The sequence below is a fragment of the Waterburya sp. genome (genome assembly GCF_058530065.1).
In genome coordinates this window covers 1-20,925 of the sequence record NZ_JBZNBU010000021.1, presented here as the reverse complement: position 1 = coordinate 20,925, position 20,925 = coordinate 1, and the positions used below count along the sequence as shown (strand labels likewise).

Below are 20,925 nucleotides of genomic sequence, written 5' to 3'. Positions count from 1 at the left end.
GACGAACTAGAATCTAAGCATTGGATTGAAGAAGCAGAAAGCATTGACATCCTCAACCAAGCTACAGAGGTGATCAATTTCTGGACTGAAAGAGGCAAAACAACTCCCATGACCCAGGCACAGACCAAGTTCCCTAACATTGTGTTTACTGGAACAAACTAGTTTAGTAAATGAGAGCTAGATTTATGGAAAATTATCTTTAAAGGTATCGCTGCATTAGTTCGACTAGTATTTAAGACAAATTTAGATTGGAGCAGAACAACGCAAAATTCTGCTCTTTTTTAATTGGCTATTATTATCTTGGCAACTATTTATGAGGACTTCAATATTTTTAACCACCAATAACAGAGAAGTAAACATAAAATTGCACCAATAATATTGATAGTAATGGTACTAATTGGAACGAGATTAAAAATCAAATCAAAGCTACTCATTCCCGCTCCAAATCCGCCAAAATAAATTCCAGTTGCCAGTCCCGATTTTGTTGGAGGAGTTAAGTTTAAAACTAAAGGAATAATACCATTAAGGATAAAACTAAAGCAGATAATTACACCTAGAACTAAAAAAATAAATTTAGAGAAAAAATATAGTAAAGAGAGGGCAATAATTGTTCCCCAAGCTCCTAGTTGCATAGTTTGAGAAACATTAAATTTAGTGGCAATTTTTCCTGCGGGTAATGCGGCTAAACCCAATAATATCAGGAAAATAGTCATTGCTAATTTACCATTTCCTTCACCAAATTGAAGCTTTAAAATTCCTGCGATCGCGGGCATAATAAAGCGCAAACTCCAACTAATCCAAATCCCTAGAATAAAAATTAAACCTAATAGCCGTTTAGAAAGTTTGGCAATTTTACCAGTTGGGCTAGGGGGTAAAATATTTGGCGAGCTTGCTGGATGAAAAAGACGCAAAATAAAGGCAGCAAGTAATAAAGAAAAAGAACCTAAAGCAAAAGCAAATCCCGCTCCCAAACTTAAAATAACTCCATAAGCATCGAAGCGAAATGCCCCAACAATTGCCCCAACTAAAGTTAAAATACTAGCTGCTTGAGGTAAGCAATCTCTAGGAGTACAACGGCTTAATAAAGAAATAGTTGGAGCGCGAAAAATTGCCATAAAACTTGCCCATACTACCGCCAAAAGAGGAAATAACCAATTAAGGGAAAAACCTGAAGAATTAAAGATTACCAAACAGGGCAAACAAATAAAGGAAACAGAAGCTAAAACGATGCCCAAAGAGATGAGAGGAATTTTGCTACCAAAAAGTTTTTGCTGTCGATCGGATAATCCCCCAAATACTGGTTCGATAATACTCTCTAAGGCATTTTCGACGATTAAAATTGCGATCGCGAGTTTTTTATCAAAACCCAGTTCGACTAATAGTAAAGGAAAGTAGAGATTGTAAATTACCCAGGTTAAAGTAATCGAAGCTTGTACGGCAGCAATACTCCAAACCTTAATCCACAGTATTTTTCTATTTAGCATCTGAGATTGGGTTGATAAACAGTTAAATATTATGGCTGACGAGTTGGAAATTTGACACAATTACGATTTAAACTCAATTTGTACTTATTTTAATTAATCTTATGTCCGAAGTAATTACACCAGCTATTAGCGATCGCATTTGCAAACATATGAATGAAGATCATGGCGATGCGATCGTTCTTTATGCCAAAGCTTATGGCAACGCACCTGAAACCGAAACTGCGGTTATGGATTCTATAGATCCCCAAGGAATGAATATTTCGGCTCAAATCGCGGGGGAGACAGTACCAGTGAGAGTAGAATTCGACCACACTTTAAAAGATGCCGAAGACGCTCACCATACTTTAGTAGCCATGATTAAAACCGCCAGGAAATGATTAACCCATAACCTATAACGGAAAAACGAAGAGATTGGGTGATAGGGAGAGGGAGTAACTGAAAAAGTAAAGTGTAGTTACTCATTACTCATTACTCATTACTCATCCCTTATCCCTCATCCCTCATTCTTTTATTGTTGTTGTTCGTTTTCTTGAGAAAGATCTCGCAACAAGGGGCTGACAATATTGTTGTAGATTTGGTCGATACTATTGGCAAGATCGCTAGGTTTAGGACTTGGTGCTGTTTGAGGAGTTGTTTGAGGAGTTGGGTTGGAAGTAGCCGTAGTTGTCTTTTTGGGGTTAGCTGTGTAGGTTTGCGAGCCATTACCGCTCAAGTAAAGATGATTTAGGGTTTTGCCTTCATGAACCCGTTTGGTTATTTGCCAACCAGGTTTCAAGTTGATTTTTACCGCCCCATCAGTCATACCATTAGTCGAACCTATGACAATGTTGGGTTGAGTAGAATCTCTATGGAATGCTACTAGTTGCAATTCGCCATTGTTGGGAACGATTTTAACTACATGAGTAGCCAGATCTTCTTCGCCGTTGAGACGGAGCGTATAGCCGTTAGTATTCATAACGCGACGACAGCTATTAGTATGATCGAATTCTAAGAGTAATAAATCCATTTTTACTGGTGCCGAGCCAGATTCTTGCCAACATTGTTTTTCTCCAGGGATTTGTTCGATAATCTCTAGGCGGTGTTGTTGATAGCCAAAGGGTACGGCTACCACTGCAAAGTCATCTTGATTTACTCTTTGTTCTTGAAAAGAAACAGCCTTGACTGGTGTGGCGGCGATCGCAGTAGTAGCGATCGCCGATAAAGCTAAGAATAATGATTTGATACGCTTGTTAGATTTCATAATTAGTAAGTCTCGATAATTTGTTTATTTAATTTGTTACTTACTGATTACGCTAGAAACTTAATTTTTATGCACTAAAAATTTACTTTTCTATTTTATTTGTGAGGAGAACGATAAAAAGGTTTTTTAACTACCGTCGCGGGATAGGTTTTACCGCGAATTTCAATTTCTAAAGGCTGTCCTACTTTACTCAAATCTTTGCTCACATAGGCTAAGGCGATCGCTTTTCCTACTGTTGGGGCTAGAGTACCGCTAGTGACTTCTCCCACTGTTTTTCCTTCATGGATTACTGTATAGCCATGACGGGCTATATGTCGTCCTGACATTTCTATTCCTACCAAACGGCGTTTGACTCCTTCGGCTTTTTGTTTTTCTAATATCGAACGTCCGATAAAGTCGCCCTTATCTTTAAGATGAACTACCCAACCCAAACCAGCTTCTAGGGGAGTGGTTGTTTCGTCAATATCCTGTCCGTAAAGGCTCATGGCTGCTTCCAAACGCAAAGTATCTCTCGCTCCCAAACCACAGGGGATAACTCCCGCTTTTAAGAAAGACTTCCATAATTCTTGCGCTGCTTCTGGATCGAGCATAATTTCAAAACCATCTTCTCCCGTATAGCCAGTACGGGCAATAAAAGCATCGCTACCGTTAATGCTGACATTTTTATGGGTAAAAGCTTTCATTTGGCTCAGATCTTCTGCGGTTAAATTCTGAAGAATTGATTCAGCCTGAGAACCTTGAAGGGCGATCAAAGCTCGTTCTTGAGAAAGATCGGTCATTTCTATGGAACTATCTTTTAAGCCTTGTAAAATCCAATTTTTATCTTTATCTGTCGTACCTGCATTAACAATAACAACAGCTTGTTGTATCGGCTCTTGTTTATTTTCTAGATAAAAAATAATATCGTCGATGATTCCCCCTTCAGCATTAAGCAAGACAGTATACATAGCTTCTCCAGGTTGGAGACGACTTAAATCCGAAGGTACTAAATTTTGCCAAGCATCAATTAAACCTTTTCCTTCAAAGGTAAACTTACCCATGTGAGAAATATCAAACATTCCTACTTGCGATCGCACTGCTTGATGTTCTAACTTTAATCCTTGAAATTGTACGGGCATTGACCAACCCGAAAAAGCAGTAAATCTAGCCTTTTGGGATTTGGCTAGTTCGTATAAAGGAGTGCGTAACAAGGTTGAATTTTGGTCTTGTGCCATTATTGCTTAAAAGTATTTATTTATCTAGCTTAGAGCTTATTACCAAGCAGAATCAAATTATGGTAATCTGATTCGAGTATGATTTAATAATTACACATAGTTTATTGTCCAGAATTATACTCAGTCTGCAAAATAGCGAATGCGATCGCGCCGACTCTACTAAGAGAAGTTTTAGTTGTTTGGTTTAATTCTGAAGCAAAAACATCCAAAAATAATTCAATCAATTTACTAGTCAACATTTTTTAGATTTATTAGGAGAAAATTAGCATGGCTACTCTAAAAATTGCCGTTTATATTACAGTATTTTTCTTTATCGGTATTTTCATCTTCGGTTTCTTATCTAGCGATCCCGCTCGTAACCCTGGTCGTAGCGATTCTGAATAATATTTTTGATTTAATTTATTTGAATAGCAATCATAGGCTTTAATTTAATTAGAGCCTTTTTTTTGAGGAAAAATTCATGAATAGCAGTCACCTTTGGTATGTAGTCAAACAGGAAGATGGTACTTGTGAAGTAGTTTGTGGAGATGAAATAACAGCAAAAACCCCAAAGCAATCTGAAAAAATGCAATGGGGTGAGTTTGAGAGCGAACAAGATGCGATCGCCAAAAAAATTGGTTTAATTCGTGCGGGTAAATGCAAACCCGTCTAAACTATTCACTACTAATTATTGATTGCTTATTTTGCTGCTTGTGGCTCGGAGTTTTTCCGCGCTTGAAACTCGCCATCTAAAACTTCTAGAGCCTTAGAAAACTGAGGATCTGCTTCCGTACCCAAATTAGAGCGATCGCCACCGTACAGTTCTTGCAATTGTTCTTCGTTCAATTCCACCAAAACATCGGGGGGAATACCTTCTTTATTGATATCTGTGCCATTAGGAGTCAAATATTTAGCAATAGTCACAGCCAATCCCGAACCATCTCCCAAAGGTCTTACGGACTGTACTAAACCTTTACCAAAGGTTTTCGTACCCAAAATAGTTGCTCGTTTATTATCTTTCAAAGCACCCGAAAGGATTTCGCTAGCACTAGCCGAACCTTCGTTAACTAATACTACTAAAGGCTTGTCGGTCAATGCTTTATTTTTAGCCGATTCCTTGTCGCTAATACCTTTCCGATTGACTGTAGAGACAATCGTTCCTTCATCCAGCCACATCCGAGCGATATTAATACTAGAATAAAGCAAACCACCAGGATTGGAGCGCAAATCTAAAACGTAACCCTCTACTCCCTCTTTTTCTTGGGCTTCGATCGCCTTCTGCATATCCTTCGCCGCGTGTTCGTTAAAGGTAGTGAGGCGGATATAACCGATCTTACCGACCGATGTATCTCTAACATCGGCGCGCACGGGATGGATTTCAATTCTTTCGCGAACGATCGCATAATCGCTCTGATTGCCATTGCGTTCGATGGTAAGGGTAACCTGAGTGCCTCTTTCCCCTCTAATTAATTGGACTGCATCATTAACATCCATACCCGTAGTATCTTTGCCATCGATCTTGACGATTAAATCTTGAGCCAGAATCCCCGCTTCGGAGGCTGGAGTATCTTCGATGGGAGAAATAACGATCAGCTTATCGGACTCTTCATCTTTAGCAATTTGAATACCCACTCCAGTTAGTTGTCCTGAAGTATCGATTCGCATATTTTGGAATTCTTCTGGGTTCATAAACCTAGTATAAGGATCTTCCAATTTGCCCAACATTTCGCGAATTGCTTTGTAGGCATCTTTTTGGTTGGTATAAGAAGCATCCTTAACGTATTCTTGGCGAATTTTTAGCCAATCATTGTTATTGAAATTTGTATCGACATACTGATGGTTAATGATTTGCCAGACTTCATCTACTGTTTCTTTCGGGCCACTTTGAATTAGAGCTTGACCTTGAGATAAATGAAAGCCCGCACCAGCCACTGCAACTGTTGAAAGTGCTACAGCCGTCGTTCCCAGAATTAGTCCTTTGTTTTTAGTTCCCATAAGCTTAAAAATATAATAAATGCAGTCGGAGCAATCTACAGCCAAAGATTCTTATAGTTAATGTCTAATCTACCACAAATGACTTTTTAGCCTGGTGATTTCCTAACGATAAGTATAAGCTTGATGCAGATCCTCTTTATGGGGATTTACTCAAATTTCTTTAAACTTATCTCGGTATTTAATTAGATCTATTAATCATATATTCTAGCTTCTAAAGCACTAGGGTTTTCTTCACAACATAATTCAAATTCGGTTTTAGGCTTTTCAACAAAATCACTTTTGTTGAGAATATCGCTAATAGAGATAATCCCCAAGAGTTTTCCTTCAACAACGGGAGCGCGACGAATCCGAGTATTGGCAAATAAGCGAGCTACATATTCTACTCCCAAGTCAGGATTGACAGTAATGCAGGGTTTGGTCATGATTTCGTAGACGCGCATTTTTTGAGGATCGCGCCCAAAAGCTGCTACTTTATAGACAATATCGGTTTCAGTAACTATGCCATAGGGATCGCCATGGTTTCGACGCTCGACTATTAAAGATCTCAAGCCTTTATCTTTCATCAGTTTTACTGCTTCTGCTACAGTAGCCGAACCACTAATGGTTGCTACATCTCTAGTCATTATTTCTTGCGCTTGCATCATCACTAGTTGCTCCTGTTGATTATTGGCGATCGCCAATAGTTTTAATCTTCATAAATGCGACATTCTTCTGCATCGGGATTTTCCGCACAATAGGCTTCTAGAGAGCTAATTTGTTTTTTGGATTCTCTTTTGTGCGCTGCTGCTGCTTGTAATTCTTCTACCTCGTCCCAAGCAGCAGCACATTCAGCAGAAGTATCTCCCTTCTCTTTGCAAACCGCTCTAGCTTCATCGCGAGCTACTTCTAATCTATCTTCAAGATATATGGGCTTGGGTTTTTCGACAAAATCTCCTTTTCTGAGAATGTCGCTAATAGAAATAATTCCTAACAATTTTCCTGCAATTACGGGAGCGCGACGAATCCGAGTATTGGCAAACAAACGGGCTACATATTCTACTCCTAAATCGGGATTGACTGTAACGCAGGGTTTAGTCATAATTTCATAAACTCGCATCTTTTTGGGGTCGCTGCCGAAAGCTGCTACTTTGTAAACAATATCGGTTTCAGTGACAATACCGTAGGGATCGCTGTCGCTACGACGTTCGACAATTAAAGCCCTCAAGCCTTTTTCTTTCATAAGTTTTACTGCTTCTGCTACCGTAGCCGAACCACTAATGGTAACCACGTTAGCGGTCATAATATCTTTAGCTGAGAGCATTTAGGTGAATCTCCTGGTGAATTAACAATTAAATTTAATATAGAGACAAGAGCCAAAAAATAGCAATATTTTTAACATCCTGACAAATTCTCTAATTCTATAGTCTGAGTTGAGTTTCTAAGATATTGCTGTAGGTTTCATAAGACTGAATCCCAAAGAGATTTTCGATCGCCTCTCCATCTCGGAAAATTAAAATAGCAGGAATACTTCTGATGCCATATTTTTTGGCAGATTCGCGGTTTTCATCGATATCTACTTTAACTACGGTAGCGCGATCGCTATATTCTGTAGCCAGGCGATCGATCGTTGGTGCTACGACCTTACAAGGACTACACCATGTCGCGGTATAGTCTACAACCACCAGTTTTTCTGCTGTAATTAATGTTTCTAGTTCTTCAGAATTGACATAATCAGCTTGATTAACAGAAGTCATAGAATTAATCCTCCCTTTGATTTAATAGATATATGACATATGTAGTCTTTTATTAATTGAATTGTTGTATGAGTGCAGAAAAATCAACCTCTAAAAATGAGATTTGGCACAGACTAGAAGAAGGCAGAAAAGCTAAAGCCGAACGGGGTGGCTATGCTGGTTATGGTTCGCCTGCTTTTGGTGAAAAAGTTGTCAACGGAGAACTGGTTGTTAATTCCCAAGAGCAACAGGTAATTGAATTGATTCGTCGCCATCATAAATCTGGCAAATCTTTACAACAAATTGCTGACTGGTTAAATGGCAATGGTTATAAAACCAAGCGAGGTCAACAGTGGCGCAGAATTTCCATCAAGCGGGTATTAGACCGACTTTATGGCAGAAATAACTAAACTTCTAGGGTGCGGAAATTTTCTCAAATATATAACCTAAAATAATCTTGGTATATTCTGAAATAGAGGTTTCAACTCTAAGTCCGTAACATCCGCCATTATCATAACCTGAAATGAACTTAAAAAACTATATAGCAAATGTTTTATTGTTTTATTTGTTACATCCCTCATAAATTCAAGCCATCAAATTTTAATTTTGCAGGGTTGGAATCATAGGTAATGTAAGAATTTTGGTAAATTGGCTGAAATCTATCAGCGAGCTAATTTCTTATTTACTGGTTAATAAAACTTGAAATAACTACGACCTATATTTATATCCCAAGAATGGAGAAAACCCCAAACACCCCGCTGAATCGCTTTTTTACTTCTCCAGATCTAGAAGTTGCTATAGATCGCAACCCTTTAATTATCCCACCAGATACATCTTTAGTTAGGGCGATCGCTTTAATGGGAGAAGCTAGAGGAGTTAGTTGTGCGATCGCCGAAAAAAATCTGGAAAATGAATTTACTTTGTTGTCAAAAAATCGTTCTAGTTGCGCCTTGATTGTGAAAGACTCCAAATTATTGGGGATTTTAACCGAACGAGATATTGTCAAACTAACCGCCCAAGAATTTTTGTTTGAAGAGGTTGCGGTGGCAGAAGTGATGACTCAGCCAGTGGTAACTCTAGCAAAAAGTAGTTTTCAAGATATATTTGCAGCCTTATTTTTATTTCGACGCTATCGAATTCGTCATTTGCCCTTAGTGGACGATCGAGAACGTTTGGTAGGAGTCATTTCTCCCGAAACTATTCGTCAAGCAATGCGCCCTGCAAATTTGCTGAAATTAAGGCGGGTAGGGGATGTTATGAGTAAAAACATCATTCACGCATCTTTGAATACTAAGGTTTTAGAGATTGCGCGGCTGATGACAGAAAACAGAATTAGCTGCATTATCATTACAGAAATAGATGAACAGGAAGATATTTTAATTCCCGTTGGAATTATTACCGAACGAGATATTTTGCAATTTAAGTTTTTGCAAGTAAGGCTGGATAATTTAGAAGCTAGACAGGTGATGAGTACTCCTTTATTTTTACTCAGTCCAGATGATTCTTTATTGATGGCAAATCAAGAAATGCAGCGTCGTCGGGTAAGGAGATTGGTTGTTTCTTGGAATTGGGGGCGGGGTTTGGGAATTGTGACTCAAACTAGTATTTTAAGGATTTTCGATCCGATGGAAATGTATGGGGTAATCGAAACTTTACAGAGTACGGTAGAGCAGTTAGAACTAGAGAAAGCAGAGCTTTTGAAGTTGATCGAGCAAAAAGAAAGGGAATCATAATACTCAGGATATTTTCAGTTACCGCTCATTTGGAATGCGCTTTAAAAAGTGTTAACTAAAATAATAGCCATTAGCGATTACTAAAAAAAAATAATGTTTAATCAAATATCGAGCAGTATCTATAGAATATGGCGCAAATATTCATCTTGGTTTTTTTGCCTGTTGATGGCGATCGCAATTATCGCCAACGATGTTAGTCCTGTAAAAACACAAATAATATCGAGCGATCGCCCTACTCCCCCAGCAGAATTAGTCGATTTAGCCAGATTTTCTGACATGATTGCTAAATTAGAAATCAACTGGGAACGAGATTACGAACGTTATTTCGAGCGCAATTTTAAACATCAAACTAGATCGGCAAAACAAATTGCCGAACATTTACGAGATATCAAACAGCGTGCCGAGATAAATCCTGCGGTGATTTGGGCTGTACCAAAGGATGATTTTTTAGAATTAATGTTGATTACCCCAGAAAATCAATTCATAGTCAAAAAAATCAGAGGTGCAAGACGCGATCGCTTGACTAAAAGAATTAAAGAATTGCAAATAGGAATTAGCGATCGCACTTCCTTAGATTATTTTCCTCCTGCTAGACTAATTTATAATTGGCTGTTCAAACCATTAGATCCCTATTTAGAAGCAGAACAAATCGATACGTTGTTACTTTGTACTGGTCATACCTTACGCTCGCTTCCTTTTGCCGCACTCCACGATGGAGAAAAATTTGCGCTCGAAAAATATAATATTGCCCGCATACCTGCATTTAGTTTGACCGACACTAGCTATGCACCCATACAAGATAAACAAGTATTAGCCACTGGCGCGTCAGAGTTTGAAGATCTGCCATCCTTACCAGGGGTAGAAGTAGAATTGAATACCATCGTACCTAAATTATGGTCGGGAGAAAAAATACTCAATCAAGAATTTACTGTAGAAAATCTCCAGCAACTTCATCAGACGGGAGATTTTGATATCATTCATATTGCTTCCCATTCTTTATTTAGTTATGGATCTCCAGAAAACTCTTATATTCAATTTGGCGATCGTAAATTAACTTTAGACCAACTTTCCAGTTTAAAATTAGACTTACCCCAAGTAGACTTACTAGTATTGAGTGCTTGCGAAACCGCTTTAGGGGATGAAGATGCAGAATTTGGCTTTGCAGGTTTGGCAATGCAAGCAGGTGTAAAATCTGCTCTAGCTAGTCTGTGGACGATTAGCGATGCGGGAACAGTTGTTTTAATGAGTGAATTTTATCAAGAATTAAAATCTACTCCCATCAAAGCAGAAGCCCTGAGAAAAGCTCAATTAGATATGTTGCAGCAAAAAGTTTATGTGGAAGGAACTAAAGTTAGAGGTTCGACAGTAGAAGTAGAATTACCTATCGATACGAACGAAGCCGAATCGCAAAACTTCAACCATCCTTTTTATTGGGCTGGATTTACTATTATTGGTAATCCTTGGTAAGTAGTCCTGTAGATTAAAAGTTTTCAGGGTCAGAGGTCAGGTAGAGGCGTTCCAGATCGCTCCTATACAGAGGTCAGAAGGACTTAAGCTATTTCTAATATTTTTCTGTTGTTCATTAACCACTAGCAAAAAACACTCACAACTTCCTCAAACTTGAAATCTATCTTGAAACATAGAATAGAGGTTGACAGAGAATGAACGCGGTATTTCTCATTTTTGTGAGGTTTCCTCAGAATGATGACCGACGAGTGTTTACACCGCCCGCATTAGTTTTTGGTCGTTAGTCGTTCGTTGCTACATTTGTGGGAGAAATAAATTATGCCCAAAAAATCGAAATCAAATAAAACGCCCCAGTCTAATGCAGCAGGGTTGAGCATGATTATCACGGCAATTTTGCTAATTGCGTTCAGTTTGTTTTTTCCTACTAGTTCGGTTAATCAAAGTCAGCCCTATAGTAAGTTTATCGATTTGGTAGAGAGCAATCGCGTCGAGCAGGTGACAATCGGTTCTAGTCACATTGAATACGTTCTCAAGTCACGAGGAATGGATGATGAATCGGCAAGAACTTTTAAAACCGTTATCGTCGAACAAGATGCCCAGTTACCTCAATTATTACGTCAGCATCAGGTAGAATTTTCGGCTACACCATCGAGTAGTGGTTCGGGAATTTGGGGCTTTTTGCAATTTCTGTTTTTCTTTTGGTTGATTATTAATTTGGGTAGTTTCTTATTCGCCAGAGGACAACAAGGAGGTACGGGAACAAATCCTTTTGGCATCGGTCAAAGTAACGCCCGCATCTATTCCGAAGGCACTATGGATGTCACCTTTGATGATGTGGCGGGAATCGACGAAGCGAAGGCAGAACTCTATGAAATTGTTGATTTTTTACAGCATCAAGTTAAATATTCTTTGTTGGGTGCAAAAATTCCCAAAGGGGTTCTATTAATAGGACCTCCTGGTACGGGGAAAACTCTTTTGGCAAAAGCGATCGCAGGTGAAGCTAAAGTACCCTTTTTTAGTATTTCTGGCTCGGAGTTTATTGAAATGTTTGTTGGTGTAGGGGCATCTAGGGTAAGAGATCTATTTAACCGAGCTAAAAAACAAGCTCCTGCCATTGTCTTTATTGACGAACTAGATGCTTTGGGTAAGTCTCGTGCTGCTGCGGGAGCATTTATGGGAGGGAATGACGAACGAGAACAAACTCTCAATCAGTTACTGGCAGAGATGGATGGGTTTGAACCCAACGCGGGGGTAATTTTACTAGCTGCGACCAACCGCCCAGAAGTTCTCGATCCTGCTTTGTTGCGTCCTGGTCGTTTTGACCGTCAAATTGTGGTCGACCGCCCCGATAAGTCTGGCAGACTGGCAATCTTAAAAGTTCACGCTAGAAATGTCTCAATCGGTTTGGATGTGGATCTCGATAAATTAGCTGCCCGTACCCCTGGTTTTGCAGGGGCAGATTTAGCCAATCTAATTAACGAAGCTGCTTTACTCGCTGCCCGTCATAATCGTTCTGCGGTAGTGATGGCAGACTTTAATGAAGCAATTGAGAGAATTTTAACTGGACTGGAGAAAAAATCGCGGGTACTCAACGACACCGAAAAGAAAACCGTAGCACATCACGAAGTCGGTCATGCTATAGTGGGTTCGCTGATGCCTGGTACGGATAAGATCGAAAAAATTTCTATTGTCCCAAGAGGCATCGGTGCATTGGGCTATACTCTCCAACTCCCAGAAGAAGACCGCTTTTTAACTGTCGAAGATGAAGTTAGAGGGCGTATTACTACCTTACTCGGTGGTAGGGCAGCGGAAGAATTGGTCTTCAATAAGGTATCTACAGGGGCAAGCGATGACATTCAAAAAGCCACCGACTTAGCTGAAAGATACGTTACCCTCTACGGTATGAGCGATCGCTTGGGTCCCATAGCCTTTGAAAAAGCACAGCAGCAATATTTGGAAGGTATGACAAACCCTCGTCGTCAGGTCAGTCCTCAAGTAGCTGAAGAGATCGATCGCGAGGTACAACGAGTCATTGAAGAAGCCCATCAAGCTGCTTTGGAAATTCTTAGAGAAAACCAACCACTTTTACTTTCCCTGGCTCAAACTCTGTTAGATAAAGAAGTGCTAGAAGGAGAAGTGTTGCGATCACAATTATCTTTAGCGAAACAAAGTCCAAAAATAGATCGATGGCTGCAATCGGGACAGTTAGACCCAAACAAAAATCTCGTACATAATTCGGCTGACAACGGTAAATCCTTGAGATATTGAGTTTATTAATGGTTAGTGATTAGTGGTTAGAGATTGAGGATTTGTTTGCTCGATCTCCACTGCGATTCCTTGAGCTTCTTCTGCTATCAAATCCTCAATATAGCCAGATTGCGATTTACTTGCCTCCGCTCTACTATCAAATGGACCAAAATAATAAACACATCTCGGTCGAGCGGTAGTAATTTTCACCCACCAGGGAATTTCCAGTTTTCTTTGATCGATTGTTTGGTAATGAGAGCTAACCGTGTCAGACAATCTTTGGTAATTCATCATGCTAATACTTCTCAAAGTGATGGATTTTGCAGATAAGATTATGTGTTTGAAGAGATACTAATTTGAGCGAAAAATGCAAGTTTAAAACAGTTAAAATCATGCTGGCAAAAAAGTAAGATAATGTCTGTCGGAATTCTGACAGAAAAATAATGAAGCTATGAAATAGAAGTCAGACTAATAACAACTAACCACTACCAAATAACAAACGGAAATACTCTTCTGAAATTACCGAATTACAATTGCAAGCAACTGCTTTTAAGATTCTTGGGTTAATAATAGTTATTTTGCCTCGATTGTAATCAATTAAGTTTCTTTGTCGTAGATTTGCTGCTATTACTGAAAGGCTAGATCGTCTGACTCCAATTAAATCCGCAAGGGTTTCTTGAGTAAGCAATATGTCTTTAGTGTCTAAATGCTCGCTGTAATACACCAACCAACGTGCTAGTCGCTGTTCTAGGCTATGATGGCAGCTACAAAATACGTTTTGATAAGCTTGAGTCAAACGAGCTTGGAAATATAATAACAATACTCGTTGAAATTCATCACTACGGTTAAATTCTCGCCTAGCAGTGTTCGCAGAGATGGCGATCGCATTACATTCAGTTTGCACTACCACAAAGTTACTCGTGTATTTACAACCTAGAACAGCATCAATCCCTACCATTCCTTCGTTACCTATCGCAGCAGATTCGGCAATTAAACCAGCTTCGCTGATGTTCATTAAAGAAATAATACCTCCCAGAGGAAAGTAAACCTGCTCGATCGTATTTTGTGGTTGATAAAGGGTTGTTTTGGCTGTCAAAACAACTCGTTTGGCATCGATTAAAAGTTTTTGTCGCTCTGTCTTTGACAGTAAATTTAACAGTAGATTCGATCGGCGAGCTTTTTTTGTACCAATATTTATAGGATGCTGGATAGACAACATCATTCTTTCCTCTCTGAGTGAAGTAACGTTTGAGGGAAAACAGATTTTCTGTTTATGTATATTAAGTTACGGTCGAGAATTAAAGAAGTTGTGAGTATTTTGGTTGATAATTATAGTTATTCTAAACAGTACGAAGTTGCCCTAAAGGATATCTCGATCCCCCTTGACAAAACCACGAACCACAAGCAAACTTCTGAAGAAGAAACCATACGCTCGATCGTAGATCTGCCACCTATTACCTATTACCTAATTACCAAAAAAAAAGATAACCTAAAGGATACGGAAATTAATGGGAATGACTATAAAATTGCTAACCAACCTAATATTTTTTCACTGGCAAACTTAGCCCACTTAAAATCCCTATAATATGAAAAGGAGAAGGTATCAGAACCAATTGTGAGAATTTTACTCATCGATGATGACGAACAGTTGATGGAAGTCTTGGCAGATAAGCTAATCGAGCAGCGTTATGCCGTAGATATTGCCAACACTGGCGAGATGGGCTGGGAATTTGTCTTACTATTTGACTTCGATCTGGTGGTATTAGATTGGATGCTTCCCGATATTGATGGTATTGCTCTGTGTCAGCAAATTAGAGCAGAAGGTTATACTATGCCAATTATGCTGTTAACGGCTCGCGATCGCAACACCGATAAGGTTGTGGGCTTAGATGCTGGGGCAGATGATTATGTGGTCAAACCCTTTGACTTTGACGAACTTACCGCTAGGATTCGCGCTTTACTAAGAAGAGAGATCAACGTTGCCTCTCCTACCCTTGAGTGGGGAAAATTAATCCTCAATCCCAAAACTCATGAGGTTCATCACCAGCAGCAACTTTTACCCCTAACCCCCAAAGAGTATGGCATGATGGAATTATTCATGCGCCATCCACAACAAGTATTTAGCCCTGGAGCAATTATTAACAACCTTTGGTCGGGTGAAGATCCTCCAGGAGAGGAAGCAGTCAGAACTCATATCAAAGGATTGCGCCAGAAACTCAAGCAAGCTGGTTTAGACAAGGATACAATTAAAACTGTCTATGGTGTCGGCTATCGTCTCAAGTCCGATGAAGATCGAAAATTTGAAACTACAACCATTACCAAAGAAGCACGAACCAAAGTTATAGCTGAAACTTGGTCTAAATTTAAAGATCTAGCATTTCAAAGATTGAGAGATTTAGAAAATTTAGCTGTAGCGATCGCAGAAGAAAAGTTAACTAAAAAGATACGCGATCGCGCTTTGAATTCGGCGCACAAACTGGCAGGTTCTTTAGGCTGCTTTGGTTTCCCTGATGGTTCGAGGGTTGCCAAACAACTAGAACAACAGTTGAGAGATAATCCTGTCGATCTTGCTAGTTTGCCGTTGATCGCCGAGTTGATTTCTGCTCTACAAACTGAATTACAGCATCAGCCATTTGAAGAAACTGTTAAAAATGCTTTGGGTAAAACTGTTTCTTTGTTAATCGTCGATACCGATGCCGATTTCTGCCAGCAATTAGAGACTCAAGCCCATTTAAACAATATTAAAACTTTTATTGCCTCGGATCTAGAACGAGCAAAAGCGATCGTCGATCGCGAATCTGTTGATGTCTTGCTTTACCAAATTATCTTTCCCGATGGCGAAGATTTAGCTTTCCTCGAAAAACTACATCAAGAACATCCGCAACTACCAATAGTGACGATCCCCCAATCCGCTCGATTAATCGACCGTCTGGAGTTGGTACGAAAGGGAGGAAATATTACCCTACAACACCCCGTCGAACCGCAGGTTGCCATTGACACGGTTATCGAACTACTACAAAATTCGGGGGGGGCTACCAAAATTCTTTTGTTAGATGACGATCCGCAGGTCTTATTGTCTTTGGAAATCTCTTTACAGCCTTGGGGTTTTGACCTGACTACCCTCAATGAACCGCAGCACTTTTGGGAGGTATTAGAAGAGGTCGAACCAGATATGCTAATTCTCGATATTGAAATGCCTCAGATAGACGGAATTGAAATTTGTCAAGTCTTAAGAAGCGATCGCCGTTGGCAGCATCTACCGATTCTATTTTTAAGTGTCCACCAAGATGAAAAAACTCAGTATCGTGCATTTGCCAGCGGTGCGGATGATTATATTTGCAAACCAGTCACGGGTTCGATGTTAGCAAATCGGATTCTCAATCGGTTAAAACGCAGCAGACAGTAAAGTCAGAAGAAAATCTCTAACTTCTGACTTCATACTAGTAATGCCTCAAATCCTGCCACTAGATCCAATAATTCCTCAGTAATAATAGTTTGGCGTTGTTGGTTAAACTGCATATTCAGTTCGTCTAGACGTTCGGTAATATTCTTTTCCGCCATCTGCATCGCAGCCAGGCGACTAGTACTTTCACTCTTGAGGGATTCGGCACAGGCGCGATAGAGAGCAACAAAGAAGTACTGTCGAAACAAAGCGGATGCTAATTTGTTCCGCTCCATGGTGAATAGAGGAAGACTAGAACCAGACCATTTTTTCTGTTTTAATCGTTGTAACCAGTCTGAATTCAAAGGAAAAATTTGCGATCGTCTGGGCTGGTAGTGAATCCCCGAATCGATACAGTTGTAGATTAGATCGATGCGATCGAGTTGATGGTGTTCGCGCCAGTTTTCTAAACTTAAAACAATCTGCTGCACAACTGCGGTGATGCCCGTAACCGAACTGGGTAGGTTGAAGCTAGCATCACAGTTAAATCCTCTTGTTTGAAGACCAGTAGCTATTTTCGCCCCGACATTAATCATCAGAGTTTCTCTGGGGCGATCGCCTAAAAGTTTGCCAGTATAGTCAGCAATTCGTTCGTTAAACTGACCGCACATTCCCCAATCCGAACCAAAAACCACCAATCCAGCTTTTTTCGGTGGAGATGTGGGTTTCAATAACATTTGCGGATCTCGTTGCAGTAAGATCTGCCATCCCATTTCTAAAGTGCGATTATATTCTGCTAAAGACTCTACTGCCTGTTCGTATTGATGAATACTTACTGCTGCCAAAGCTTTCATCGTCTTAACTACAGATTTAAGATCGTCGGCACTGGCAATTTTATGTCTTAGTTCTTCAGTAGTCGCCATAATTTTAACCTTCGGTTAGTTATTAGTTATTAGTTATTAGTTATTAGTTTTTGGGTCTAAGTCCCCTCTCATAATCTTCGATTTGAGTACTGTACGGACGTTTCATGAAACGTCCGTACTTAATTAATTAGTGGTTCAAATCTACTACTTAATTGAACTAAAAACTAAAAACTAACTACTAAAAACTCTTTTAATTGAACCCTGTTGATATTTTTTATATTTTCTTCAAGTTCCTCACAGCTTCTTCAAATTCAAAAACTATGATACGAACAAGATCTAAGAGAGGAAAATATTATGTCAGGTTCTACAACAGTCCAATTACTTACTCAAACACTATATTACTACCTTAATTCTACTCATAAAGTACAGATTGTTTGCTTGGTTAATAGGGATGGCGTGTTGCAGGAAAAAGTCATCTTTCCTCAACAAAGGTTTTTATTTAAACCCATATCCGAAAGTAGATTAGAAATCTACGTCGGGGAAAAAGGCAAAAAAGTACTGCAAAAAGTTATTGATGCTCGCAATTTCTCTGTAGAGGATTTAGAACCACAATTGACTGCAATCTAACCTCTGTCTCGACAAAATTAAATAGTTAAAAATATTATAAATACTTGGTTAAAATAATTATGAATGCCTCAACTATCTGCCCTTGCTGCTCTTCCAAAATGCTTCATTATATAAGCGATCGCCGTGAATATTGGTTTTGCCATCATTGCTGGTCGGAAATGCCCCAGTTTGAAAGTAAAATAGAAAAACTCCTCAAATAGTTAACTTGTCTACCAGTACAAGGGAAATTAAACAACTACTATCGGTAAGCTGAAGCGGATATATAGGAGATGCAAAATGAGACTCGATCCCCCTAAAACTCAATCCGACCTAAATCGCAACCAACAAAACAAGCTCAATCAAAAACTTAATGAAAGATTGGGCTATTCGGATGTTTATTTCAGTAGAGATCGGGAGTCTTTTTTTGTTAATCTTTCTGAACTGGAACAAAAAAAACTACTAAAAAGATTTAAGTCAATTTACGCTCAAATTTTACTCAATTATTTTTCCGATGAAGAGGATGTCAACAATTTTATAGATCGCTTTGTAGAATCAGCCTTCTTTGTCAATCTGCCGATGAATAAAGTGGTTGAAATTCATTTGGAAGTAATCGATGGTTTAGAACGCCAATTAAGATTTGAAAACATGAATACTGAGTATTTGACTGACTATCGCCTAGCTTTGATTGACGTTATCGCTCATTTAGGAGAAATGTATCGCAGTGTAGTTTGTAAGAATGGTTAATAGTTAGTGATTAATAGATGATTAGTATTCCAAAATTTCTGATTTGACCAACCCTAAAGGGTTAGCTTAGCGTCAGGGAATCCTTTAGGGCTGACCAACTGTCAGAGATTACTCCGTCGTGAAACAACAGAGCTTGCTCTGACTGCTGGTCAATTTAAAAAACAAAATGAATTGATCTTAAATAACGTGAATTCGGGATAGGCTCAAATGCTTACTAAAAGGCGATTTTAAAACTGGCTTTTTTCCACTTTTCATTAGTTATCGAGTCTTAAAGATTGGCTAAAAGCTAATGGCTATCCCAACAAATCGATCTATTAACCCGAACTGACGCTAAATAAATAGAGCATCAATTCTGGCATCGCCAACATCAGCCCCAGTTAAATCTGCTGCTGCCAATTCCGTATCGAGTAAAACTCCTGCAAATTCAGAAGATACCAACAGATCTGCACTACCGATACTCAGTTCGCCCGATTCAATTTCCACGGCTTCGGGAGGAGCAATATCAAACAGAATTGCCCCGTCGGGTAGTACTCCTTCTACGGTATTTGCCACAAAAAAGCCACTAGTAGTTTCGCTAACTCGCTCCCCATCAAAACCAATGGTAAAGTCGCCTACCGTAATGTGACCCAGCTCGCTACTAAAGGTGATCGTGCCAGTATGCTCGATTTCTCCTGTAACGGGAGCAAAGCCATCGGTATCACTAAAGAGAAAATCACTCTCTTCGGTAATGTCAAAACCCACACCAAAGATATCGGATTCAGGATGTATAGTGTCAGTAGCACCACTCAAGGTTAGTCCTGCTGCGGATTCGAGTAAGGCTGCATCTAAGCCAACACTGGTAGTACCATCTTGAACTAAATTTAGTTGGGGGTCGATAAAATCGTCTGTAATTGAATCAATTCTGGCATCGCCAACATCAGCCCCAGTTAAATCTGCTGCTGCTAATTCAGTATCGAGTAAAACTCCTGCAAATTCAGAAGATACCAACAGATCTGCATTACCGATACTCAGTTCTCCCGATTCAATTTCTACAGCTTCGGGAGGAGCAATATCAAACAGAATTGCCCCGTCGGGTAGTACTCCTTCTACGGTATTTGCCACAAAAAAGCCACTAGTAGTCTCGCTAACTCGCTCCCCATCAAAACCAATGGTGAAGTCGCCTACAGTAATGTGACCCAGCTCGCTACTAAAGGTTATCGTGCCAGTATGTTCGATTTCTCCTTGGATGGGAGCAAAGCCATCGGTATCACTAAAGAGAAAATCGGTCTCTTCAGTGATATCAAAACCAACGGCAAAAGCGTCGGATTCAGGATCTACTACGTCATCAGCACCACTCAAGGTTAACCCTGCTGCGGATTCGAGTAAAGCTGTATCTAAGCCAACACTGGTAGTACCATCTTTAACTAGATTAAGATTTTGACCAGTTAAATCGTCTGTAATTGAATCAATTCTGGCATCGCCAACATCAGCCCCAGTTAAATCTGCTGCTGCTAATTCAGTATCGAGTAAAACTCCTGCAAATTCAGGAGATACCAAGAGATCTGCACTACCGATACTCAGTTCGCCCGATTCAATTTCCACGGCTTCGGGAGGAGCAATATCAAACAGAATTGCCCCGTCGGGTAGTACTCCTTCTATGGTATTTGCCACAAAAAAGCCACTGGTAGTCTCGCTAACTCGCTCCCCATCAAAACCAATAGTGAAGTCGCCTACAGTAATGGGACCTAACTCGCTACTAAAGGTGATCGTGCCAGTATGCTCGATTTCTCCTGTAATGGGAGCAAAGCCATCGGTATCACTAAAAAGAAAATCACTCTCTTCGGTAATGTCAAAACCCACACCAAAGGCATCGGATTCAGGATCGATAGTGTCAGTAGCACCACTCAAGGTTAGTCCTGCTGCGGATTCGAGTAAGGCTGCATCTAAGCCCACACTGGTAGTACCATCTCGAACTATAAATTGCTGGTTATCACTCATGTTCAATTAATTATGTTACTTTTTGTACAAAAACTTATAAATAATGTAAAGAAAATGTAACATAAAAGCAAATTAAGTTTTAACTTTTTTGGAGTCTTAACTACCATACCTGGAAATGAGGCGTTTAATTAGATGAACTTGTATAGTCATTTCAAATAGAAACCATGCGAACAAATACACTGTTTTAGTTTCCTAGAGCCTAAAGCCTAAAGCCTAAAGCCTAAAGCCTCGAAACGACAAAGGGCTTGCCCGCATGTACTTTGAATCGTAAGGAAATTAATT

25 protein-coding genes are annotated in these 20,925 nt (G+C 39.6%); 13 read left to right on the top strand and 12 right to left on the bottom strand.

What is annotated here, in order from left to right; genetic code table 11:
• Positions 1-162, top strand: a 162-nt coding sequence (locus tag AC33VI_RS01350) for a small ribosomal subunit protein cS23 (protein WP_491780473.1), incomplete at its 5' end; no start/stop codon positions are given.
• A gap of 149 nt (positions 163-311) precedes the next feature.
• Here the strand turns inward: AC33VI_RS01350 and AC33VI_RS01345 are convergent.
• Positions 312-1,484: an MFS transporter gene (locus tag AC33VI_RS01345; RefSeq protein WP_491780472.1), complete on the bottom strand. Its 1,173-nt coding sequence runs from the start codon at positions 1,482-1,484 to the stop codon at positions 312-314.
• Positions 1,485-1,585: 101 nt separating this feature from the next.
• On the opposite strand from AC33VI_RS01345, the gene AC33VI_RS01340 reads away from it, so the two are divergent.
• On the top strand, positions 1,586-1,861 hold the full coding sequence (locus AC33VI_RS01340; RefSeq protein WP_491780471.1) for a DUF2470 domain-containing protein: 276 nt from the start codon (positions 1,586-1,588) through the stop codon (positions 1,859-1,861).
• 131 nt (positions 1,862-1,992) lie between these two features.
• Here the strand turns inward: AC33VI_RS01340 and AC33VI_RS01335 are convergent, their stop codons facing one another.
• The 3 genes from AC33VI_RS01335 to AC33VI_RS01325 form a co-directional block, all read right to left on the bottom strand.
• A complete protein-coding gene (locus tag AC33VI_RS01335; RefSeq protein WP_491780470.1) occupies positions 1,993-2,724 on the bottom strand; it encodes a DUF3747 domain-containing protein in 732 nt (243 codons plus the stop codon).
• Positions 2,725-2,819: 95 nt separating this feature from the next.
• A complete protein-coding gene (gcvT, locus tag AC33VI_RS01330) occupies positions 2,820-3,938 on the bottom strand; it encodes a glycine cleavage system aminomethyltransferase GcvT (RefSeq protein WP_491780469.1) in 1,119 nt (372 codons plus the stop codon).
• Between the two features lie 101 nt (positions 3,939-4,039).
• Entirely contained in the window at positions 4,040-4,177 is a 138-nt protein-coding gene (locus AC33VI_RS01325) for a hypothetical protein (protein WP_491780468.1), read from the bottom strand.
• Between the two features lie 28 nt (positions 4,178-4,205).
• Here AC33VI_RS01325 and AC33VI_RS01320 point away from each other — a divergent pair, with 28 nt between their 5' ends.
• Entirely contained in the window at positions 4,206-4,322 is a 117-nt protein-coding gene (locus AC33VI_RS01320) for a photosystem II reaction center protein I (protein WP_229639314.1), read from the top strand.
• A 76-nt stretch (positions 4,323-4,398) separates the two neighbouring features.
• A complete protein-coding gene (locus AC33VI_RS01315) occupies positions 4,399-4,590 on the top strand; it encodes a DDE transposase family protein (RefSeq protein ID WP_491780467.1) in 192 nt (63 codons plus the stop codon).
• A gap of 26 nt (positions 4,591-4,616) precedes the next feature.
• Here AC33VI_RS01315 and ctpC read toward each other — a convergent pair whose 3' ends face one another.
• From ctpC to trxA, 4 genes are all read right to left on the bottom strand, one after another.
• Positions 4,617-5,912 carry a carboxyl-terminal processing protease CtpC gene (gene ctpC / locus AC33VI_RS01310; protein ID WP_491780466.1) on the bottom strand — a complete coding sequence of 432 codons (1,296 nt, stop codon included), beginning with the start codon at positions 5,910-5,912 and terminating at the stop codon, positions 4,617-4,619.
• A 191-nt stretch (positions 5,913-6,103) separates the two neighbouring features.
• Complete coding sequence (locus tag AC33VI_RS01305) at positions 6,104-6,556, bottom strand: CBS domain-containing protein (RefSeq protein WP_491780465.1); 453 nt, start codon at positions 6,554-6,556, stop codon at positions 6,104-6,106.
• 41 nt (positions 6,557-6,597) lie between these two features.
• Complete coding sequence (locus AC33VI_RS01300) at positions 6,598-7,212, bottom strand: CBS domain-containing protein (protein ID WP_491780464.1); 615 nt, start codon at positions 7,210-7,212, stop codon at positions 6,598-6,600.
• A gap of 97 nt (positions 7,213-7,309) precedes the next feature.
• Positions 7,310-7,645 (bottom strand): thioredoxin, encoded by a 336-nt coding sequence (gene trxA, locus AC33VI_RS01295; RefSeq protein WP_491780463.1) that lies wholly within the window; start codon positions 7,643-7,645, stop codon positions 7,310-7,312.
• A gap of 68 nt (positions 7,646-7,713) precedes the next feature.
• On the opposite strand from trxA, the gene AC33VI_RS01290 reads away from it, so the two are divergent.
• The 4 genes from AC33VI_RS01290 (at position 7,714) to ftsH (ending at position 13,092) form a co-directional block, all read left to right on the top strand.
• Complete coding sequence (locus AC33VI_RS01290) at positions 7,714-8,034, top strand: recombinase family protein (RefSeq protein ID WP_491780462.1); 321 nt, start codon at positions 7,714-7,716, stop codon at positions 8,032-8,034.
• 324 nt (positions 8,035-8,358) lie between these two features.
• Positions 8,359-9,357, top strand: a complete 999-nt coding sequence (locus tag AC33VI_RS01285; protein WP_491780461.1) for a CBS domain-containing protein — start codon at positions 8,359-8,361, stop codon at positions 9,355-9,357.
• 93 nt (positions 9,358-9,450) lie between these two features.
• Positions 9,451-10,824 (top strand): CHAT domain-containing protein, encoded by a 1,374-nt coding sequence (locus AC33VI_RS01280; protein ID WP_491780460.1) that lies wholly within the window; start codon positions 9,451-9,453, stop codon positions 10,822-10,824.
• A 318-nt stretch (positions 10,825-11,142) separates the two neighbouring features.
• Positions 11,143-13,092: an ATP-dependent zinc metalloprotease FtsH gene (ftsH, locus tag AC33VI_RS01275; RefSeq protein ID WP_491780459.1), complete on the top strand. Its 1,950-nt coding sequence runs from the start codon at positions 11,143-11,145 to the stop codon at positions 13,090-13,092.
• Between the two features lie 12 nt (positions 13,093-13,104).
• On the opposite strand, the gene AC33VI_RS01270 is transcribed toward ftsH, so the two are convergent.
• Both AC33VI_RS01270 and AC33VI_RS01265 read right to left on the bottom strand, forming a co-directional pair.
• Complete coding sequence (locus AC33VI_RS01270) at positions 13,105-13,365, bottom strand: DUF1816 domain-containing protein (RefSeq protein ID WP_491780458.1); 261 nt, start codon at positions 13,363-13,365, stop codon at positions 13,105-13,107.
• Between the two features lie 184 nt (positions 13,366-13,549).
• Positions 13,550-14,290, bottom strand: coding sequence for a Crp/Fnr family transcriptional regulator (locus AC33VI_RS01265; protein WP_491780457.1), 741 nt, complete (start codon positions 14,288-14,290; stop codon positions 13,550-13,552).
• A 54-nt stretch (positions 14,291-14,344) separates the two neighbouring features.
• On the opposite strand from AC33VI_RS01265, the gene AC33VI_RS01260 reads away from it, so the two are divergent.
• Together AC33VI_RS01260 and AC33VI_RS01255 are read left to right on the top strand one after the other, a co-directional pair.
• Positions 14,345-14,656: a hypothetical protein gene (locus AC33VI_RS01260; RefSeq protein WP_491780456.1), complete on the top strand. Its 312-nt coding sequence runs from the start codon at positions 14,345-14,347 to the stop codon at positions 14,654-14,656.
• Between the two features lie 30 nt (positions 14,657-14,686).
• Positions 14,687-16,477 carry a response regulator gene (locus AC33VI_RS01255; RefSeq protein WP_491780455.1) on the top strand — a complete coding sequence of 597 codons (1,791 nt, stop codon included), beginning with the start codon at positions 14,687-14,689 and terminating at the stop codon, positions 16,475-16,477.
• A gap of 29 nt (positions 16,478-16,506) precedes the next feature.
• On the opposite strand, the gene AC33VI_RS01250 is transcribed toward AC33VI_RS01255, so the two are convergent.
• Complete coding sequence (locus tag AC33VI_RS01250; protein WP_491780454.1) at positions 16,507-17,376, bottom strand: F0F1 ATP synthase subunit gamma; 870 nt, start codon at positions 17,374-17,376, stop codon at positions 16,507-16,509.
• A 294-nt stretch (positions 17,377-17,670) separates the two neighbouring features.
• Between AC33VI_RS01250 and AC33VI_RS01245 the strand changes: the two genes are divergently transcribed.
• From AC33VI_RS01245 to AC33VI_RS01235, 3 genes are all read left to right on the top strand, one after another.
• Entirely contained in the window at positions 17,671-17,943 is a 273-nt protein-coding gene (locus tag AC33VI_RS01245) for a DUF1830 domain-containing protein (RefSeq protein WP_491780453.1), read from the top strand.
• Between the two features lie 59 nt (positions 17,944-18,002).
• Positions 18,003-18,143, top strand: coding sequence for a hypothetical protein (locus AC33VI_RS01240; protein ID WP_491780452.1), 141 nt, complete (start codon positions 18,003-18,005; stop codon positions 18,141-18,143).
• A 76-nt stretch (positions 18,144-18,219) separates the two neighbouring features.
• A complete protein-coding gene (locus tag AC33VI_RS01235; RefSeq protein WP_491780451.1) occupies positions 18,220-18,666 on the top strand; it encodes a hypothetical protein in 447 nt (148 codons plus the stop codon).
• 330 nt (positions 18,667-18,996) lie between these two features.
• Here the strand turns inward: AC33VI_RS01235 and AC33VI_RS01230 are convergent, their stop codons facing one another.
• On the bottom strand, positions 18,997-20,643 hold the full coding sequence (locus AC33VI_RS01230) for a hypothetical protein (protein ID WP_491780450.1): 1,647 nt from the start codon (positions 20,641-20,643) through the stop codon (positions 18,997-18,999).
• Between the last annotated feature and the right edge of the window lie 282 nt (positions 20,644-20,925).

Coding starts and splice junctions, on each gene's coding strand:
- AC33VI_RS01345 (WP_491780472.1), bottom strand. CDS start 1,484: ATGCTAAATAGAAAAATACTGTGGATTAAGGTTTGGAGTATTGCTGCC.
- AC33VI_RS01340 (WP_491780471.1), top strand. CDS start 1,586: ATGTCCGAAGTAATTACACCAGCTATTAGCGATCGCATTTGCAAACAT.
- AC33VI_RS01335 (WP_491780470.1), bottom strand. CDS start 2,724: ATGAAATCTAACAAGCGTATCAAATCATTATTCTTAGCTTTATCGGCG.
- gcvT (WP_491780469.1), bottom strand. CDS start 3,938: ATGGCACAAGACCAAAATTCAACCTTGTTACGCACTCCTTTATACGAA.
- AC33VI_RS01325 (WP_491780468.1), bottom strand. CDS start 4,177: ATGTTGACTAGTAAATTGATTGAATTATTTTTGGATGTTTTTGCTTCA.
- AC33VI_RS01320 (WP_229639314.1), top strand. CDS start 4,206: ATGGCTACTCTAAAAATTGCCGTTTATATTACAGTATTTTTCTTTATC.
- AC33VI_RS01315 (WP_491780467.1), top strand. CDS start 4,399: ATGAATAGCAGTCACCTTTGGTATGTAGTCAAACAGGAAGATGGTACT.
- ctpC (WP_491780466.1), bottom strand. CDS start 5,912: ATGGGAACTAAAAACAAAGGACTAATTCTGGGAACGACGGCTGTAGCA.
- AC33VI_RS01305 (WP_491780465.1), bottom strand. CDS start 6,556: ATGATGCAAGCGCAAGAAATAATGACTAGAGATGTAGCAACCATTAGT.
- AC33VI_RS01300 (WP_491780464.1), bottom strand. CDS start 7,212: ATGCTCTCAGCTAAAGATATTATGACCGCTAACGTGGTTACCATTAGT.
- trxA (WP_491780463.1), bottom strand. CDS start 7,645: ATGACTTCTGTTAATCAAGCTGATTATGTCAATTCTGAAGAACTAGAA.
- AC33VI_RS01290 (WP_491780462.1), top strand. CDS start 7,714: ATGAGTGCAGAAAAATCAACCTCTAAAAATGAGATTTGGCACAGACTA.
- AC33VI_RS01285 (WP_491780461.1), top strand. CDS start 8,359: ATGGAGAAAACCCCAAACACCCCGCTGAATCGCTTTTTTACTTCTCCA.
- AC33VI_RS01280 (WP_491780460.1), top strand. CDS start 9,451: ATGTTTAATCAAATATCGAGCAGTATCTATAGAATATGGCGCAAATAT.
- ftsH (WP_491780459.1), top strand. CDS start 11,143: ATGCCCAAAAAATCGAAATCAAATAAAACGCCCCAGTCTAATGCAGCA.
- AC33VI_RS01270 (WP_491780458.1), bottom strand. CDS start 13,365: ATGATGAATTACCAAAGATTGTCTGACACGGTTAGCTCTCATTACCAA.
- AC33VI_RS01265 (WP_491780457.1), bottom strand. CDS start 14,290: ATGTTGTCTATCCAGCATCCTATAAATATTGGTACAAAAAAAGCTCGC.
- AC33VI_RS01260 (WP_491780456.1), top strand. CDS start 14,345: ATGTATATTAAGTTACGGTCGAGAATTAAAGAAGTTGTGAGTATTTTG.
- AC33VI_RS01250 (WP_491780454.1), bottom strand. CDS start 17,376: ATGGCGACTACTGAAGAACTAAGACATAAAATTGCCAGTGCCGACGAT.
- AC33VI_RS01245 (WP_491780453.1), top strand. CDS start 17,671: ATGTCAGGTTCTACAACAGTCCAATTACTTACTCAAACACTATATTAC.
- AC33VI_RS01240 (WP_491780452.1), top strand. CDS start 18,003: ATGAATGCCTCAACTATCTGCCCTTGCTGCTCTTCCAAAATGCTTCAT.
- AC33VI_RS01235 (WP_491780451.1), top strand. CDS start 18,220: ATGAGACTCGATCCCCCTAAAACTCAATCCGACCTAAATCGCAACCAA.
- AC33VI_RS01230 (WP_491780450.1), bottom strand. CDS start 20,643: ATGAGTGATAACCAGCAATTTATAGTTCGAGATGGTACTACCAGTGTG.